At 54.2% G+C, this 18247-nt stretch carries 16 protein-coding genes; all 16 read right to left on the reverse strand.

Annotated elements, in window-relative coordinates; genetic code table 11:
• Window positions 1-11: 11 nt before the first annotated feature.
• Complete coding sequence (locus D7Z26_RS23535; RefSeq protein ID WP_120979473.1) at window positions 12-2063, reverse strand: DUF5693 family protein; 2052 nt, start codon at window positions 2061-2063, stop codon at window positions 12-14.
• Window positions 2064-2086: 23 nt separating this feature from the next.
• Window positions 2087-3790 carry a phospho-sugar mutase gene (locus D7Z26_RS23540; protein ID WP_120979474.1) on the reverse strand — a complete coding sequence of 568 codons (1704 nt, stop codon included), beginning with the start codon at window positions 3788-3790 and terminating at the stop codon, window positions 2087-2089.
• A gap of 20 nt (window positions 3791-3810) precedes the next feature.
• Entirely contained in the window at window positions 3811-4248 is a 438-nt protein-coding gene (gene fabZ / locus D7Z26_RS23545; protein WP_120979475.1) for a 3-hydroxyacyl-ACP dehydratase FabZ, read from the reverse strand.
• A gap of 188 nt (window positions 4249-4436) precedes the next feature.
• Entirely contained in the window at window positions 4437-4946 is a 510-nt protein-coding gene (locus tag D7Z26_RS23550) for a CDP-alcohol phosphatidyltransferase family protein (RefSeq protein WP_120979476.1), read from the reverse strand.
• Window positions 4947-5067: 121 nt separating this feature from the next.
• Window positions 5068-5301, reverse strand: a complete 234-nt coding sequence (locus D7Z26_RS23555) for a DNA-directed RNA polymerase subunit beta (RefSeq protein WP_120979477.1) — start codon at window positions 5299-5301, stop codon at window positions 5068-5070.
• A 67-nt stretch (window positions 5302-5368) separates the two neighbouring features.
• The gene (locus D7Z26_RS23560; RefSeq protein ID WP_120979478.1) at window positions 5369-6208 is read right to left on the reverse strand and encodes a flagellar hook-basal body protein; all 840 of its coding nucleotides are present in this window, start codon (window positions 6206-6208) and stop codon (window positions 5369-5371) included.
• 26 nt (window positions 6209-6234) lie between these two features.
• On the reverse strand, window positions 6235-7101 hold the full coding sequence (locus tag D7Z26_RS23565) for a flagellar hook-basal body protein (protein ID WP_120979479.1): 867 nt from the start codon (window positions 7099-7101) through the stop codon (window positions 6235-6237).
• A gap of 54 nt (window positions 7102-7155) precedes the next feature.
• Entirely contained in the window at window positions 7156-8154 is a 999-nt protein-coding gene (gene mreB / locus D7Z26_RS23570) for a rod shape-determining protein MreB (protein WP_120979480.1), read from the reverse strand.
• Between the two features lie 105 nt (window positions 8155-8259).
• Window positions 8260-8547: a sporulation transcriptional regulator SpoIIID gene (spoIIID, locus tag D7Z26_RS23575; protein WP_120979481.1), complete on the reverse strand. Its 288-nt coding sequence runs from the start codon at window positions 8545-8547 to the stop codon at window positions 8260-8262.
• A 202-nt stretch (window positions 8548-8749) separates the two neighbouring features.
• The gene (locus D7Z26_RS23580; protein ID WP_120979482.1) at window positions 8750-9883 is read right to left on the reverse strand and encodes an HD-GYP domain-containing protein; all 1134 of its coding nucleotides are present in this window, start codon (window positions 9881-9883) and stop codon (window positions 8750-8752) included.
• 163 nt (window positions 9884-10046) lie between these two features.
• The gene (locus D7Z26_RS23585) at window positions 10047-10781 is read right to left on the reverse strand and encodes a M23 family metallopeptidase (RefSeq protein ID WP_120979483.1); all 735 of its coding nucleotides are present in this window, start codon (window positions 10779-10781) and stop codon (window positions 10047-10049) included.
• A gap of 106 nt (window positions 10782-10887) precedes the next feature.
• Window positions 10888-12003, reverse strand: a complete 1116-nt coding sequence (gene spoIID, locus D7Z26_RS23590) for a stage II sporulation protein D (protein ID WP_120979484.1) — start codon at window positions 12001-12003, stop codon at window positions 10888-10890.
• Window positions 12004-12331: 328 nt separating this feature from the next.
• Window positions 12332-13717, reverse strand: a complete 1386-nt coding sequence (gene murA / locus D7Z26_RS23595; protein WP_120979485.1) for a UDP-N-acetylglucosamine 1-carboxyvinyltransferase — start codon at window positions 13715-13717, stop codon at window positions 12332-12334.
• A gap of 237 nt (window positions 13718-13954) precedes the next feature.
• Window positions 13955-14215 carry a DUF1146 domain-containing protein gene (locus tag D7Z26_RS23600; RefSeq protein WP_120979486.1) on the reverse strand — a complete coding sequence of 87 codons (261 nt, stop codon included), beginning with the start codon at window positions 14213-14215 and terminating at the stop codon, window positions 13955-13957.
• Window positions 14216-14285: 70 nt separating this feature from the next.
• Window positions 14286-16418 carry a S8 family serine peptidase gene (locus tag D7Z26_RS23605; RefSeq protein WP_120979487.1) on the reverse strand — a complete coding sequence of 711 codons (2133 nt, stop codon included), beginning with the start codon at window positions 16416-16418 and terminating at the stop codon, window positions 14286-14288.
• A gap of 278 nt (window positions 16419-16696) precedes the next feature.
• Entirely contained in the window at window positions 16697-18247 is a 1551-nt protein-coding gene (locus D7Z26_RS23610; RefSeq protein ID WP_120979488.1) for an NADH-quinone oxidoreductase subunit N, read from the reverse strand.

Consider the following 18247-nt stretch of genomic DNA (forward strand, 5'->3'; position numbering starts at 1 on the left):
ATCGGTTTCGGTTAAACCGTACGGTTTAACTTGTTCCGATATTTAAAGTAATATTTCTCCGCGACCTGCCAGACTGCGATGATGACGAGACCGAGCACGATTCCGATGCCTAACCCCAGAAGTATGCGGATTATGGACAGCATAAGCGGCGTATGGATGTGAGCGAACGTATCGACCAGGGACAGTTGCCCGATCGTACCGGCAATAATCAGCACCATTGCCCAACGGTAACGCAGCGCGAGAAAGATGCCCGCGAAGAACAACGGATGTCCAAGCAGGAATTCTTTCGTCCGCGGACGTACTCCGAACGTATTTTCCAAGATCGAACGGAACTTCATTTCGATTCCCGATACTTGACCCGCGTTACCCGTCCGAGTTAAGTAGTACATGCCCGCCGCTCCGAGAATTCCGATTGCGACGATCCACAGCACGGTAAGCGGCATGGACAGTATTCTTTTGGCGTTGCCGTATACCGTGGTTCCCGTACCGTATAAGAACACGTACAGGGCGACCAATGCGATCGGCGCCAAGTGCAGCAAAGCTACGCCGCGGAACTGTTGAAGCACCAAACTATACGAAATATGGTTAAGCAGCGCCACGATAAAAGGGATACCCGCAAGCGACAACAGCGTAGTCCGGACGAGAAGCAAAATTGCCCCTCCCAATCTGCGAACTCCCGAGATCGGTTGGCCCGCTCCGTTTTCTCTCAGAACGCGAAGGCGCTTGACGAGCAATATGACGGAAGCCGTCGGCGCGGAGATGGCAGCAAGCAGCGCTAACGCCTGTACCATAAGCGTCGGGCTCAGAACGTATAGGCCGGCTCCCCCGATTCCTCCGATAAGGAGCGCGGGAAGAAGCAACCCTGGCACGAACAAGCCGAAGGTTAGAGCGATAAGCACCATCGCGCCAATCATCGTGATACCTCTCAGCAAGAGCTCCTGCGGAGCTTTATGCACGTCGAACGCCTGCGGCACTCCGACTTCGAAGCCGAAATCTTTCAATTGCTGTACGACGCCGACCGAGTCTTCATCGCCTTGCAGAACGTCCTCGATCATCTGCATTGGGTGAGTGACTTGCCCTTTGACTACGTCCTTGACCGCTGCCGCGCGCAAATAGAGCAAACGTACGTCGCGATCCTTAACGGCCAATACGAGACGGTCTTCCAGAACGGGCTGCTTGATGACGGTCATTTCCGCCGCTCCGACGGAATGAGCCCGGATCGCGTTATAATCGAGCAGGTTGGCGAGCGTCGCCATCCCTTTCTGAGGAACCTTTAAGTTTTCGAAAATCGCTACGCCGATTTTGTGCTTCTTCAGTTCGCTGGCGAAGGTATGCAGGTTGGCGATGGAGATTTTATCGCCCTTGCCGTAGCCCGTAACCGCGTCTCCGTCGAATGCCACCTGCTTCACGCCCAAGTCTTGGAACGACTGAAGCCACTTGTCCATTTCTTTCGGATCGAACCGTTCGAAACGATCCGACAGCCTCGGCACGATGTTAAAGCCCGCGTCGTGAAGCATTTGCATCGCCAATGGATTCGGCTGCATCGGACGGATAGAAGCGTCGTCGTAGCCCATGTTGATGCGCAAGCCCGCCTGGCCCTTTACCGTCCACTCCGTGACCTTCGCGCCGTGCTGGTTAAACGCCCATTCGATGATCGGACGAAGCGTTTGTATGTGCTCAGGGCGATTGAATAAGAGGTACGTACCATTGTCCGTAGGGGGAGAAACCTGCCCCTCCAACAAACCGGCCTGCAGGGTATTGTAGACGTTGATCTCGCCTGCCCAAGCAAGTTCCTCCAGCGTGCTCTCGAACACGGTCATGCTGTTGACGCCCGAAGCCTTCAACAGCTTAAGTTGCTCCTGCACGAACCCCTGCGGGTCCGCTTGCGTATTGCCCACTTGGAGCAAATCGCGATAATCCATACCGATGGCGACTTTATCGGCGGAAGTCTCCGTCTGTACCCTCGCGTACATGACCGGCAAAGCCGCGACGACGCCTACCAACACGACCCACCAAAGCCATTTCGCAAATCTTGCGTTCCATCTGTTTAACCACTGGGGCACTACGGTCCACTCCTTCATTTCGTCTAGGCCAGCGAATCTACCCGTGCCATAACCGCTTTAGACAGCTGTCCGAGCGCTACTTTCGCGTTATCTAAGCTCGTGCCGCGCACCGCGAAATACACTTTGATCTTAGGTTCCGTCCCCGAAGGGCGCAAGCAGAACCATGAGCCATCCGCGAGCATGAATTTCAACACGTTCTCCGCGGGCAATCCGTCAAGTCCCTTGGAATAGTCCAGCACGCGGGTAACCGCTACGCCTCCGAGCTCCGCGGGAGGATTCGAGCGCCAATCGTTCATGATCGCGCCGATCTGCTCGACTCCGTTTTTTCCTTTGAGCGTTCTTGATTCCAATTTTTCCAGATAAGTGCCGTATTGCTCGTAGAGCTCCAACAATACTTCATATAATGTCTTGCCTTGCGACTTATAGAACGCAGCCGCTTCGCAGATTAAGAGGGACGCCACGACGGCATCTTTATCCCGCGCGTACATGCCCGTGAGGTAACCGTAACTCTCCTCGTATCCGAACAGGAAAGAATGGGAGCCCGTAGCTTCGAACTTCGACATGAGCTCTCCGATATATTTGAACCCGGTCAAGGTGCTGAACACCTCGCAGCCGTAGGAAGCCGCGATGTCCGCTCCCATCTCGCTAGTAACGATCGTCTTAATGACCGCTCCGTTAGCGGGCAGTTTGTCCTGGGCACGCAAATTCGATAATAAGTAATTCACCATTAACGCACCCGATTGATTGCCCGTGAGAACGACGAATTCGCCTTTATCGTTCTTCACGACGGCGCCCATTCGATCGCAATCCGGATCCGTTCCGACGATAATATCGGCGCCGGTCTCGTTCGCGAGCTTAATCGCCAGCGTGAAAGCTTCTTGTTCTTCCGGGTTCGGAGATTTCACCGTAGGGAACAACCCGTTCGGCTGTTCCTGTTCAGGAACGACGCGGACGTTGGCGAAGCCGGCTTGCGCCAATACGTTCCGGATCGGTACGTTACCCGCGCCGTGAAGCGGCGTGAACACGACGCCAAGATCGGCTCCGGCTCCGCCTTGAAGCACGTCCGGGCGAACGGACTGAGCGACGACGGTGTCCACGAAACGTTGATCCTCGGCATCCCCGAGCCAACGAATAAGCCCTTGCCCTTCGGCTTCCGCTTGCGTGAGCCGTTTGACTTGGTCGAAGGATTCGACGTCGCGTATGTACCCGATCACTTGCTCGGCATCGTGCGGAACGAGTTGTCCGCCATCCGCGCCATATACTTTGTACCCGTTATATTCCGGAGGGTTGTGGCTGGCCGTTACGACGATCCCGCCGGTTGCCCGAAGATCGCGAACCGCGAAAGATAATTGAGGAGTCGGACGCAAAGAACGGAATAAGTAAGTTCGAATGCCGTTCGCCGCAAGCACGCAAGCCGCCTCGAGCGAGTACACGTCCGAGTTGTTGCGAGAGTCGTGCGCGATGACGACGGATGGAGTCGCGGATTGTCCAAGCAAGAAATTAGCGAAGCCTTGCGTCGCCTTCCCGATGACGTAACGGTTCATCCGGTTCGTTCCCGCTCCCATAACCCCGCGAAGACCGCCCGTACCGAACTCGAGATCCCTATAGAAGCGGTCTTCGATTTCGCCGGTTTGTCCCGCGATCTCCCGTAATTCTTCCTTTGTTTTCTCGTCGACGTTCGGGTCGCTCAACCATGCCTCATATACTTGTTGCGGATTCTTTGCCATTCGCGTATTCCCCTTTCGGATTAGCCTTTTGACGGATCGGACAGCGCGAACATCAGCTCGCCTTCGGCTACGATCGTATCTCCCACCCTGGCGGTACCCCGGCCTTTGCCGATCGGTCCCTTCAAGCGCGTAACTTCCAACTCCAAAGTGAGCGTGTCTCCCGGTTTAACCTGTCCGCGGAATCTGAATTCGTCGATGCCCGCGAAAAATCCAAGCTTGCCTCTATTTTCTTCAAGCGCAAGCATGGCCACCGTTCCGACTTGAGCTAGCGCTTCTACGATCAGCACGCCCGGCATAACCGGATAGCCCGGAAAATGACCGACGAAATAAGGCTCGTTCATCGTTACGTTCTTCAGCCCTACCGCGCGCTTGCCCGGCTCCAGCTCCAAGATGCGGTCAACGAGCAAGAACGGGGGGCGGTGGGGAATTAATTCTTGAATTTGTACGATATCCAACATTTCTGGTTCCTCCGATTGGGCGACGTCCGGCGTCGCGATGTTGAGTTGTCGGGTCGCGCATAAGCCGCCTCGCGGCGGCGAATAATACGATCATCCCTGAAGCGAGCTGCAGTCGCGAAGGTTGATATAAGAGAGCTTGCCGCCATAAGCCGGCCGCGGGCTCTTTTGTGATCTTCGCGCTCCTTTTATCAGGATGCCCTGTTTAAACTTTTGAATTTCATAAAATAAATAAACGAAGCGACGAACGATAAAACAATACCGCACCAAAGCACGGTAAGGCCTCCCGGCAGATCGAAGAACATAAGCGTGATCGCGACGTAGTAGATCACCGTAGTCGCTTTGCCGAGCAAATTCGCCGGAACGGTCTTCAAACCGCGGAAGTGGAAAATGGCCGAGCCGATGATCATCGCGAGCTCCCGGAACGCCATAACCGCGAATGCGACTAACGGGAGTACGCTTTTAATAAGAAGCGCAAGAACGACGGACAACATCATCAGCTTGTCCGCTAGCGGGTCCAGCATGCTTCCGGTTAACGTGATCTGGCCGCTTCGGCGAGCGATATAACCGTCCAGAATATCGGTTACCCCGGCTACAAGCAAAATGCACAAAGCGACGATCGGCTCATCGTTCAAATAAAACAATAAAAACAGGGGGATCAATACGAACCGGGACATCGTCAAACTATTGGGTACGTTCATCCCCTAGTCCTCCCCACTTCCATAAAGTTCCCCATCATTATAACGCTCACCTCTACAAATGAAAACTCCCCGGGCGGAAGCCGGGGAGTTTCTGTCCCGGTTGCAAGACGCAGGCCAGGCATCAGCCGCTCTCCGCGAACACGAGATCATACATATGCTTCCAAGTGGTTGAATCGAACACTTCCGACGTGGGCCTGTTTCCCAGAACAACGTATCCGACCGCCAACCCTATGATGAGAGCAGCGATACATAAGACGGGGATTATCAGTACTTTGATGCTTGTCCATATGATTCGGGCGATTATCCTGCCGGAGGAACGCCGGTTAGGTTCATTAGGACGGGATGTCGCTTTCATGAAGCTTTCGTCTCCTTCAAGCGCGCAACGCCGTGGTCCCGTAGAGCCCGGGTCCGCCGCTAATCCCTTAACCGCGCAGGCTATTCGCCATCCCCATCATTTGTTCGCTTGAGGAAAGCGCCCTTGCGCTAAGTTGATAGGCTCGTTGCACGATCATTAAATCTGTCATTTCGTCCGCCATGTTCACGTTGGATTGCTCCACGAAGCCTTGACGAACCGTAATGCCGGTTTCTCCGTTCGGCAACGCGGCAATATCCCTTACGACATTGCCCGGAGCAACGTTGGCCGGTACTCCGTATAAGTTGTCCGCGACCGCTTGCAAGAGGCTGGGATTCGTCACTTCGACCAACTTAAGCTTGCCGAGCGCGATCGGCTCCAAGCCGTTGCCGACCGCTGTTAAAGTGCCGTCCGTCGCTACCGAAAGATCATACCCCTCGGGCACGCGAACGAAATCCTCCGTCCCGCCTACGTCCGCAACGACTTGCTGACCGGAGTTCGTGACCAAAATGCGATCGCCGTTGGCATCCGGAATGAGTTGAAACGGACCATGGCGGGTAAATGCACGAGCGCCATTGAGGTTGCCATCCGTACGAACCTCGAACAATCCGTTGCCCTCGATCGCGATATCCGTCATGTTGCCCGTCTGCTGCAACACGCCTTGGGAGAGATCCGTCTGCATGGCGGCCAATCTCGCTCCCCAGCCAAGGGTGAAGCCCAGCGGCGTGCGGCGTCCCGGCAGGCTGAAATCCTGCTCTTGCGGGCTGAGGCTAGTCAAAATATCTTCGAACACCGCGGTTTTGCGTTTGTAGCCGACGGTGTTGGAGTTGGCGATATTATCGGCAAGCATGTCCAACTTTTGTTGTAGGGCGCCCATAGAAGTGGACGCGATGCTCATGGAGCTGTTCACTTAGGAGTTCCTCCTATTCGTGTAGGTTATACGCGTCCGATTTCGTTAACGGCTTTTTCCAAGCTGCGGTCGTAGGTTTGGATAACTTTCTGATTCGCTTCGTATGCGCGCAGCGCCGCCATTAGGTCTACGGACGATTGGGCGGCATCCACGTTGGAGCGCTCTAGATAGCCTTGTCGGACGTCTACCCGGTCGCCTGCCGCGATCTGTCTAATGCCCGCCGGATCTCCGGCATAGCGGAAAAGTCCGTCGCCTTGCCGGACGAGCAGATAAGGGTTGTCTACTCTCATTATGCGAAGTTGCGGGTTGCCGGCCAAGGGCTGTCCGGTCGATTTGTCCAACAATCTTCCGTCGCCAGATACGCTTACTTGATCCCAAGAAACGTTCACGACGATGGGTTGGCCGTTCGCCCCTACGACGCTGAGCCCGTCGGCGGTCAAGAGCGTGCCGTCCGCGGCCGTCTTAAAGCTGCCGTCCCTCGTATATTCTTCCGCGCCGTTCGTCGACAAGACCGAGAAGAAGGCTTGCGGCTTATAAGTAACTTGTCCGTTCGCATCGATGGATTTGCCGGACTCGTCGAAGTTGACGCCGTCCACGAGCATGTCCGAGACTAAGGCCAAGTCCTGATTGCGATAAGTTTGTTGCAGATCCCCTTGGGTCAACTGCATAAGGTTTTCTTCCGCGAACACGCCCGTGCTCAGCTTCCCTATGCTGCCCTCCTTAGGATTAGCCCCTCCCATAACGGAGATCAGCATGTCCGGGAACGAACGGTTAACCGCATTGCTGCCCTTGAATCCCGGCGTATTGAGGTTCGCGATATTATTCGTGATCGTATCGTGGCGCCGTTGTTGCGCCACCATTCCGGACGCTGCCGTGTATAACCCTCTAAGCATGGAGAATCCTCCTCATATGCGTTGCGCTTGACTGCCGAGCTTCCGTCGTAAGGATTACCCTAGCTTGCGAGTCATTTTGTCGAGATGGTCGAGCATGATTCCCGTTCCTTTAACGACGCAATGCTTCGGATCTTCGGCGATCAGGACGGGCACTTTGATCTCGTCCGCGAGCAACGCGTCCAAGCCGTCCAGCAACGCTCCGCCGCCGGTCAAGATTACTCCGCGGTCGATAATGTCCGCGGACAATTCCGGAGGCGTGCGTTCCAAGACGGATTTCGCCGACGCGACGATCGACATGACCGGCTCCCATAGCGCTTCGCGCACTTCGTCGGAGTGGATCGTCACCGTAAGCGGAAGGCCGGTAACCATGTCGCGGCCGCGAATATCCATCTCTTCCCTGCGGCCGTTCAGGTATACGGTTCCGATCTTGATCTTAATGTCCTCGCTCGTGCGTTCGCCGATAAGTAGCTTGTATTTGTTCTTTATGTAGCGCATGATCGCGGAATCGAACTTGTCCCCCGCGACTTTAAGAGAAGAGGCGGTTACGACGTCGCCCATGGAAAGAACGGCAACATCCGTCGTACCACCGCCTATGTCTACCACCATATTCCCGCTCGGCTGGAAAATGTCCATTCCCGCTCCGATGGCCGCCGCTTTCGCTTCCTCTTCAAGGAATACTTCCTTGGCTCCGCTTCTCTCGGCCGCTTCGCGAATCGCTTTCTGTTCAACGGACGTAATATTCGTAGGAGCGCAGATCAGAATACGCGGACGGCTATACCAGTTCCTGCCGCCGACGCGCTGAATGAATGCCTTAAGCATCATGTCCGTCACTTCGAAGTCGGCGATAACACCGTCCCTAAGCGGACGGATCGCGATGATATTGCCGGGGGTACGTCCCACCATGCGATGAGCTTCTTCCCCGACCGCAAGCACTCTGCGAGTGTCGCTCTCGATCGCGACGACGGAAGGCTCGTCGAGTACGACTCCCTTGCCTTTCACATGAATAGAAACGTTAGCCGTCCCTAGATCGATGCCGATGTCTTTGCTAAACATGCGTCTATTATCCCTCGCCAAATAGTTAGTGTCTAATATTGTAATAGTATAATATTCGCCGCTTAAGCCGCAAATCCTTCTTTTTCTTCGACACCGTTAGCAAAATTATACTTTCCCCGCTGTCATAACTTCTCGTTTTTTGATCGTCGTCTTCTTGTATTTGATCTTGGTCGCTTCTCCCCCCCTTAGGTGCCGGATCGACTTATGGTACTCGAGGATGTGTTTAACCTGGTCCGCCAAATCCGGATTAATCTCGGGCAACCGTTCGGTAAGGTCTTTATGCACCGTGCTTTTGGAGACGCCGAATTCCTTGGCAATCGTTCGCACCGTATTGCGCGTCTCCACAATGCTGCGACCAATTTTAATCGTGCGTTCCTTGATGTAGTCGTGCACGCTCCCGCCTCCCTGCTGAAATAGATTGGTACAGTATATGAGGGGCGCGGTCACTTATTCTATGTTGCCAAGCCTGACGAGCTAGGAAAGTCCCTTTTCTGACTCTTTTTATAGGTCCGACAGCCTTTCGGGTGCATCTTAAGCCCTAAGAAAAAAGACTTGAGGGGAAATTCCCCTCAAGTCTTCGGACAGGTTGATCGCGTTATCGATCGGCTTTGCCGACGATTACGACGTTAGGATGCTGTTGCAGATCGAGCGTATACCGGCTCTCGACCGCTTTACCGTTCGCTTCGCCCACGATCTGGACGACGGGCCGTTGGATCGGACGCCCCGCCGTTTCCACGACTTGGGCGATCCGGCCGTCGCTCAGTTTCACCCGCATCGATACCGGATAGATGACGACGTGGTTCAAGAACTTCTTGACCAATTCCCAATCGAAATTATAGTTTCCGGAAGCGAATAGAAACTCGACCGCTTCCCCGGGCCTATAAGCGTTCCTATGATGACGCGGGGATCCAAGCGCATTATACACGTCCGCGATCCCGACGATCTGCGCGAACTCGGGAATGTGTTCGACGGTCATCCCTAAGGGATATCCCGTGCCCAAGTATCTTTCGTGATGCAGCAACGCGCATTGCGCCGATACCAACGGGATGTCTTTCATTCCTTTCAGCACGCGATACCCTTCGCTCGTATGTTGGCGCAAGATCGCAAGCTCCGAATCCTTCAGCTCGCGATTTACTTTCGTGAAATCCATCGGCAGCCGGGTCATCCCGATATCGCAGAAGAGCGCGCCTACCGCCAACTCTTGTTGTTGCGAACGATCGAGTCGCTGGGCGATTCCCATTACGCTCGAACACAAGGTAACGTTAAGGGCATGCTCGAACAGAATTCGGTCCGTCTGCATGATGACGCTCAGTTCATCGGCGAGGGCGGGTTGCGATACGATATCCAGGAGCATCTCGCGAAACTGTTGCCTGAACTGGCTCTCCGGAAAAGGCAACGCTACCCGTTCCAGAATTCGTTCTTCGTCCGCGAACTCCGCGACCAGCTTGACCGCTTCCTTGCGTGCCTCCTCGTTGTTCTTCATCTCTTCGATGTCCGACCTCATCCACGACTCTTGCAAGGAATGTCGAGATGCTCTGACATTATCGGCCACGAACGTTTCCGAAGCGTCGCTCAGGTACACGGTTTTGATCTTCAAGGTTCTAAGCCTATGAATATATTTCTCCGTAAGAACCGTTCCCGCCTCTAGCATTACGATTCCGTTGTTGCCAAGAACCGATTTTGCTAATACGTCTCCGGTCTCCAGTTCCGTTATTCCGATTATCCTCATCGTACTCTACCTTCCTATCGCAATCTCGTGAATAACTTGGGCTCTTCGCCAAATTATGACATATGGATCCCGATATTGTCGAGAATTCGATAAGGATAGCAAAAGGGCGACCCTATCGCGTCTTCGCGTAAGGATCGCCCTTTTCTTTCTTGCTTCTCGCGAATTACTTCGCGGACTTGATCAGCGTGTTCGGGTTCACGGAAATTCCGTTGTTGCGAACCTCGAAGTGGACGTGCGCCCCTTCGCTCGGTTCAAGCTCGCTTGTTCCGGAAGTCGCGATTTTGGCCCCTTGCTTCACTTCGTCTCCGACTTGGACTTTCAGATCGGTCAAGCTTTGATAGACGGTAACCAAGCCGTTCGGATGCTCGATTTGCACCTCGTAACCGTTAGTCGGCGTCTGGTCGGCAACCGTTACTTTACCGCTAAGCGCGGCGAGCACATCGAACGTCGCCGCGTCTTTGCGGGCGAAGTCCGTCGCCATGTGCGGCTTGAACGACTGATCGTACTCTACCATTGCCGCTTCGCGATCTTCCAAGGATGCCGTAGCGTCATAGAACGGAATCGGCGTGGTCATGTCTTCGATCTTGCTTACCGGCCACTTGAGCGTTTCGCCGTTGGTAGATACCGCGGCTGCATCCGGGCTGGCCTTTCCGTTTGCGGTTGCTTCGTTCTCGACGCCTGTCAGACCGGGGACGGCAGCCTTCGGATCTTTTTGACCCGTTCCCGAGTTCAGCCAGAGAATCGTAACGATAATTGCTGCCGCGGCCATGTAAGCTGCAGGGAATACCCAGCGTTTTGAGAGCAGCTTTTTGAATCCTGAAGGCCTGGCAGCGTGGGATGTTCCCGCAACCTTGTGAGACTCTTCGATCTTGCGTGGCGTTTTGTTTCCATCATTCATTATTATCATCACCTCAGTAAGCCATTGTTACCAGGTGACGGGCTTTTATACCTGTTTCGCTTAAAAGTTTACAATTTTTATAGTGAAGGTTCCTCTATGGATACGATTAGAGGCCTAAAGCAAGCTTCGAAACTTCCTCCGTCCGGACTCCCGTATAATAGTATTCGACGATTTGCCTGGCCGTCTTTCCCGCTTCCGCCATGCCTTCCGCTCCCCACTGGCTCATCCCGACGCCGTGTCCGCTACCGAATGTCGTGAGGGTCAGGTTCCCGTTCTTCACGCTCCAATCGAAGGCGGCGGATCGCAAACCTAGCATATGCCGCGCTTCCGTGCCGGATAACTTCTTCCCGCCGACTACCATTTCTTTCACGCGGCGCCCCGGCGTCCATTCCAATATTCGCATCGTCTTGGGCGTATTGGCGCTTGCACCGACCGGAACATCGACCAAGCCGATCTTGCTATAGAAGTCCGCCATGCTCATCTCCACCGTTTCCTCCGCTCTCGGGGAATTCGCTTTATCCCACGGACTCGCCACCGACCTCAAATAAGGCAGCTTCATTGAGAACACTTCCTCCGAATTTTCCGTAAACCCATTGCTGGTCGAGAAAAACAAAGCTTCGATAGGCTCGTCCCCATAGACGATAATCCGGCCTTCCGTGTTCTTCACCGCCTCTTCTACTTTGTGCCATTCGCTATTATGTTGATCTTGCAATTTTTTCATGTCCTCTTGCGATTTATAGACTTGATGGGTTTGAGTGTTCGTTACGTCCGCGCCGTCGACGGGAACGCCCGAACGATCATGAAGCCAAAGCCTACGAACAATGTACGTACGCGCGGCCATTGCTTGAGCCTCTAAAGCCGCCGGCTTGAAGTCTAGCGGCATCTCCGCGGCAACCACTCCCGCGACGTAGTCTTCCAACGGCAATGTCTCGATCGTGCGGTCCTCTTCTAAATAAACGCGTATCGCGATTCCGTCGTTCTTCGGCGAGGAACCGGATTGGGGCGCATTTTTCTCCCGCAAGGTTTCGCCGATTATAGATCGAGAGTCTTTCGTATCGTCGCCGCTCTTGCCCGGAATAATAGACCACGCTTGTTCATTGGCTATTCTCGCTTCGTTGTCCGCGATCAAAGGTCGGGCGGGTCTAGTTCCCGCTTCATGCAGCATGAGCCACGCCATTGCGGACACAAGCAACCCGCTTACGAAAGCCAGCCAATACTTCATTCCTCCATCCGCCGCCCGGCTCCTCTTCCAGATCGGACTAGCGATTCTCGCCCGCGCTCTCCCAACTCCGCTTGACCCCTGCCTCACTCTTTCACCTCATCTAGCACGATTTCGGAGTTCCTTTCGCCTTAGCAGTTCTATCGCATAACCGTGATTTCAAAATATGCAAGATTCGCAGACGATAGAACCTTCCTTGCTAGATGGGAAATTTCTAATCGCGAACCTATTGAAGGGGACGAGCGAAAAACAAAAAAACCCCCGTCCGCATGGAGGGAGTTCTCGATTGTTCAACTTATCATCGTAAGTATAAGTACGCGTTAAAGATTACTTATGCAAGCGTAGGTTGAATTTTGCGTAGTACGACTTCCGGCACTGCCGTTGCGCGTTGCTCCAGCTGCTGGAGCAGCACCTCCGGTTGTAAGGACGCTTGCTCGGATTCCTGCAGAACGTCTTCAGGCGAAGGAGCACGGTAAATATCCGCACCGAGAGCAGCTAATTTGTTCACGATGTCCATGTAGCCGCGTTCAATATGATGAATGCCGCCCACTTCCGTGTTTCCATCGGCGACGAGCGCCGCGCATATCAGTGCCGCGCCTGCCCTAAGGTCGGTCGCGCACACGCTGGCTCCGGAAAGCTTGGTGCCTCCGGTAACGATGGCCGTACGTCCGTCCACTTTGATCTCCGCGCCCATCTTAATCAATTCATCCACGTGCATGAACCGATTCTCGAATACGGTTTCCGTAACGATGCTCGTTCCGTCGGCGACCAACAACAGCGTCATCATCTGCGCCTGCATATCCGTCGGGAAGCCGGGATAAGGCAAAGTCTTCACGTCGACCGCGCGCAGCGGGTTCAGTGCTTTTACGCGGATGCCGTTCTCGTCGCAATCGACGACGACGCCCATTTCTTCCAACTTAGCCACGATCGGCCCGAGATGGTCCCGAATCGCGCCTTCTACATAAACATCTCCGCCCGTGATGGCGGCTGCGATCATATAAGTTCCTGCTTCGACCCGATCGGGAATGACATGATGCTCCGCACCATGCAACCGTTCCACGCCTTCGATGCGAATAATGCCCGTGCCTGCGCCGCGGACTTTCGCACCCATTGCGTTAAGGAAGTTAGCAAGATCGACGATTTCCGGCTCTTTAGCTGCGTTCTCGATAATTGTGGTTCCGATTGCGGTAGCGGCGGCCATCATGATATTCTCTGTAGCGCCTACGCTCGCAATGTCCAAATAAATTCTCGCCCCGCGTAATTTACCCTCTACGGTAGCTTCAATGGTTCCTTGACCGAAGCCGATCTCGGCTCCCATCGCTTCGAACCCTTTCAAATGCTGATCAATGGGACGCGTTCCGATCGCGCATCCGCCCGGCAAAGAAATTCTGACTTTACCAAGACGAGCCAGCAATGGCCCCATAACTAAGAACGAAGCACGCATTTTCCTCACAAGCTCATAAGGTGCCTCGCATGAAGTCAGCGATTCCGCATGCAGACGAACGCTTCCGTCGTCTTGCTCTGCGTAAACCCCCAAAGCCGCGAGCACTTGCAGGATGTTCTTAACATCGTCCAGGGCGGGAACGTCATGAATGACGCTGGATCCTTCTTCCGCTAATAAAGCTGCGGCAAGGATCGGAAGGACGGAATTTTTAGCGCCGTGCACGCGGACAGTTCCCGTTAGGGTACGTCCGCCGCGGACGATGATTTTGCTCATGGGTGGTTCCCTCCGCGCGTTATAGATTCATTCCGAAGCTCAGCCAGTTGCCAGACCCCGAAAAACCCAAATTTTATCATACCACTCTGCCCAGCAAAGACACAAGCGGCATTTTCTGGGGATTTTCTCATTATTTCGACTTGATTCGTTGCTTCGCAGAAGATTTCGATGCATTGAATATTATTACCCAATCTTCTTGATCCGTCACATCGATTTTCGCGTTGCCGCGATTATTATTCATCCGGAACCGAACAACCACTTCAATGTGCCCACCCAATTCCAATAATCGAGAATAAATCCCGCAACCATTCGCCCCAGCGCGATCGCTAACAGCAACTGCAATACCCTTACTCGCGGCCCTCTCGGTTGGCGGGCGATTTTATCGAAATTGATTTCTTGCAGTACGATCCACGAGACGAAAACGCATCCTAACGTAACGAAGATCGAGAATAGGCCGTTCCAGCCAGCCATTTCGAACAGACCTGCATCATTGCCCATAACTTACGATTCCCCCTCCCCATACTGCTGATCGCCGCTACTCGGGTTGTTCATGCGGCATCCGATGAGGTTAATCATTGGACAATTGCAACTTGAGCCCGTAATACTGAGTGCGGTTGTACCGATTGGCCGTTACCTTCACGTAATAGCTTCCCGGCAACAAAACCATTTGTCCGGCAATCGACTTTTGCGCTTCCCCATTTGTCCATTTCTTTAGGGTTTGCAGCTTTTTATTCCGTAATTCAACGCTCAGGACCATTTGATCGGGGATGTGATCGACGGAAATCTTCACGACTTGTTTCTTAGTCAGCGTGAACCGAAACCAATCCTGATCGTTGTTCGTATAGATTAACCCGTTGAAGTATTTATCGGGAGTAAGCGGCGTGGAGGTAAGCGGTCCATCATTCGGTTCGTATAGATCCTCTTTTAACGCAATATATTCCAACGATACGGCATACGTCCCGATTACGGCTTCCGGGTTCGTAGAAACCGCGTTCGAGATCCGAATGAAGTATTTTCCCGCTTTGGCTTCGTTCGCCGTCCACTGTTCGCTCTCGCCGTCTCCATGATCGTCGACGAGTATTCCGGTTCCTCCGACAGGCTGAATCCAAATACCGGGATCGATTCTCGTCGTATCCGTCGTAACCGTAATCTTGAATAGTCCCGGTTTAGGCAACGTGATCGTGAACCAGTCCATATCTCCGCGTTGGTGGAAGGTTCCCGTCCATTTCTGACTTCGCGCGGGCAGAGTGAAAGCCGATGCCGCGCTGTCGTTCGGCTCGGTATCGTCGGCGTTCATCGCGAATCGGGAAACAAGCCTGTAACCATCCGGAGAGACTTTGCCGCTCGTCGGCTTCAGAACCTGAAGCCAATAGCTTCCTTTCTTCACTTGCCATTGCTTATAGATTCCGCCTTGAAGATTTGTCGCCGCGCGAGGTTGGACCTGGCCTTCTTTGCCGTAAAGCAGCAAACGCGATTCATCGCCCGTCAGGCTAAACAATCCATCGTAAGGCATATCCAGAACGAACCAATCGGCATCGGAAGCGCTGTCCCATGTTCCGGTTACCTCTTTGCCTAGAGGGAAACGCTTCGCATCGGTTCTCGAATCGTTCGGCTCCCGCCAATCCAGCGTCGAGGAATCCGTCTGAAGCGCCCCGATCGCGGAGATGAATCCATAGCCAACGCTCTCGTTCCAATCCGCCGCCCCATTACGCAACGCGGATCTTCGCAGCGTCTCTCTCACGCGGACCGGCTTCCAGTCGGGATGCATCGCCAGGACCATCGCGGCTATGCCGGCTACCTGAGGAGCCCCCATGGAGGTACCTTCCATCTCGATGCCGCCGCCGCCGATTGCCGAGGTTTGAACGAGCCATGCCGCGCTGACGTCATTCTCCGGTCCGGATGTCGATTGTTCGATCGGCTTGCCTCCGTCGGAACCGGATACCGCAAGCACCGACGGGTAAGAAGCCGGGTATTGTACGGCCGCCTTCTTCCCGAACACCGCCGCATCGTTGCCGCTCGCGGCTATGAGGAGAACTCCCTTGCTTTCCGCATAAGCGACAGCTTCCTTTAAACCCGCCGCATCCCTGCGTAAGCCTAGGGAAAGCACGATAATATCCGCTTTCTGGTCTACGGCGTACCTGATTCCTTGGGTCAGCTTATCTTCATTGCCCGACCCGTATTGGTCCAACGCTTTAATCGGCAGCAAACGCCCTTTCCATCTCCCCTGGCCGGAGGAGTTATCTCCCGCCTTGGCTATGGCTGCGATTACGCCGGCAACCGCCGTACCGTGTCCGTTATCGTCTTGAGCGCTTTTGCGATCGTTGATCAAGTTCTTTCCATCAAGGAGATACGGTTTTAAGTCCGGGTGATTGTAATCGACGCCCGTATCGACGATCGCGATCGTGGCATTAACGTCCTCGTTTAGCGCCGCCCAAGCTTCGGGGATCCCGATAGATTTAAGGAATGGCGACACACCGGAGGCAAGAGCGGGCATTGCGTTATCCGTAGCCAGAACATGTGCGTATTCCGCGATTTTTACTTCTCCCGATTCGGATGAAAAAGAATACGATGACGTTCTCGACGGATTATTCAAGCGATAGGGAATCATAACCTCGCTGACCATCGCGCAAACCATGAGCAAGAGGAACGCCAGCCTCGCGCTCCGATAACGCCGATTCACGCTTGAGTATTTACGCAACATCACCACACCTTTTCCTAGGTTTCCGCATAAAGGTAGTATTTAACTTCTATTTTCGACACGAATTCCCTTCTTTCCTAAGTAAAATCGGGTCTTTGGTCGCAAAACGAATCGCCCGATGACGGACATTTGTTACATACTAACGGCAATTTCTTCCGTTAATTCCGAGTTGTTAGTGATATCGGCAAGCTTAACATCCCTATTTGCCGCTATTATGGCCCCAAACAAACACCAGCCCCCAAGCCATATGACTTGGGGGCTGTTCGTTTATCCTAGTTTCCTTATCCCTGAAACATGACCAGATCGACCGGTACGGAGAAAATATCGTTAATCCAACCGAGAATCGGCATTGGCAAGAAGCCGAGCGCCAACGTCGCCAAGGTGCACAGTCCGATAACGATAGCGGCAGGCACCGTCATGCGCAAGCCTGAATCCAATGATCCGCTGCGCATGTACATCTGGCGAATTAATCCGAAATAGACCGCGTAGGAGATTACCGTCGTCACGAGAAGAATCGCCGCGAGCCAGTATTTATGGACTTGAACCGTCCCGAACAAGATGAACAGCTTACCGAAGAAGCCTCCGGTGACGGGCAATCCGGCCAAAGAACAGAGCAGCACCGTCATCGCGATCGCCGTCCAAGGCGCCCGATGGTATAAGCCGGAAAATCCGGACAGAGATTCGTTCCCGGAGTCCCTGCTTACGATCGTAAGCACCGTGAACGCGCCGATGTTCATGAAGGCGTAAGCTACGAGGAAATAAATGAATTCCGAGACCAGGGATTCATGCATCGGGTTCGCGAATAGGGTCGAAAGCGGGATCAGCAAGATTCCCGCATTGGCGACGCCGGATAGAGCAAGCAGTCTCTTCACGTTACGTTGCCTTAAAGCGCCGACCGTTCCCACGATCATCGCCGCCGCCGCGAGCACCGATAGCGCAAGCAAGATATCCTCGCGCACCGCCCCGTCCAAGCCTCCCCCGGAGGTGAACGTGTTCGCGAAAATTCGATAAACCATCGCGAACGCGGCTCCCTTGGCCACGACGGCCAAGAAAGCGGCGACCGGAGTCGGCGCGCCTTGATAGACGTCCGATGCCCAAGCGTGGAACGGCGCCAAGGCCAGCTTGACCGCGAAACCCGCGATCATCAAGAAGAAGCTGACGTATAACAAAGCTTCGAATTGATCGCTGGTCGAGGCGAGAACGCTGCGCATCAACGATACGTTCGTCGTTCCCGTGATTCCATAAAGGAACGACATCCCGTATAGGACGAATGCCGATGCCACGCCGCCGGTAACGACGTATTTGAACGCCGCTTCGCTGGATATGCGGCTGCTCTTGCGCGCGGCCACGAGAATATAAGAGGTAATGCTCAGTAGTTCCAAACCGATGAATAGCGTGATCAGATCCGCGGACGAAGCCATGACCATGGCTCCGAGCACCGCCGGCAACACCAAATAGTAGAGCTCTCCCTTAATGGGGACATCCTCGTCGCGAACCGTGCCGAGCGAGGAAAATACGATAAAGGCCGAAGCGCCCAAGAACGCCAGCTTCAACAAGTTGCCGAAGTCGTCGAGTTGATAGCTTCCTCCAAGCAATACGCGGGTGCCGGAAGCGCTGTCCGTCTCCGGGCCGTTCACGGCCGTCATCAGGATAACGACGAATGCGCCGGCTACGAGCAGTCCGGCAAGCGTCAGCCAGCCGATTACATTCCGGTTAACCCGTTTGGGCAACAACAGATCTAGCGCGATAAGCAGGATCGTAAAGCACGACAACACGATCTCCGGGGCAAGATACCACGCGTCTTCCCAGGTTAATGTCTGAAAAGCGTCCAT

Origin of the sequence: Cohnella endophytica, from assembly GCF_003628305.1 — a bacterium.
GTDB classification, from domain to species: Bacteria; Bacillota; Bacilli; order Paenibacillales; family Paenibacillaceae; genus Cohnella; species Cohnella endophytica.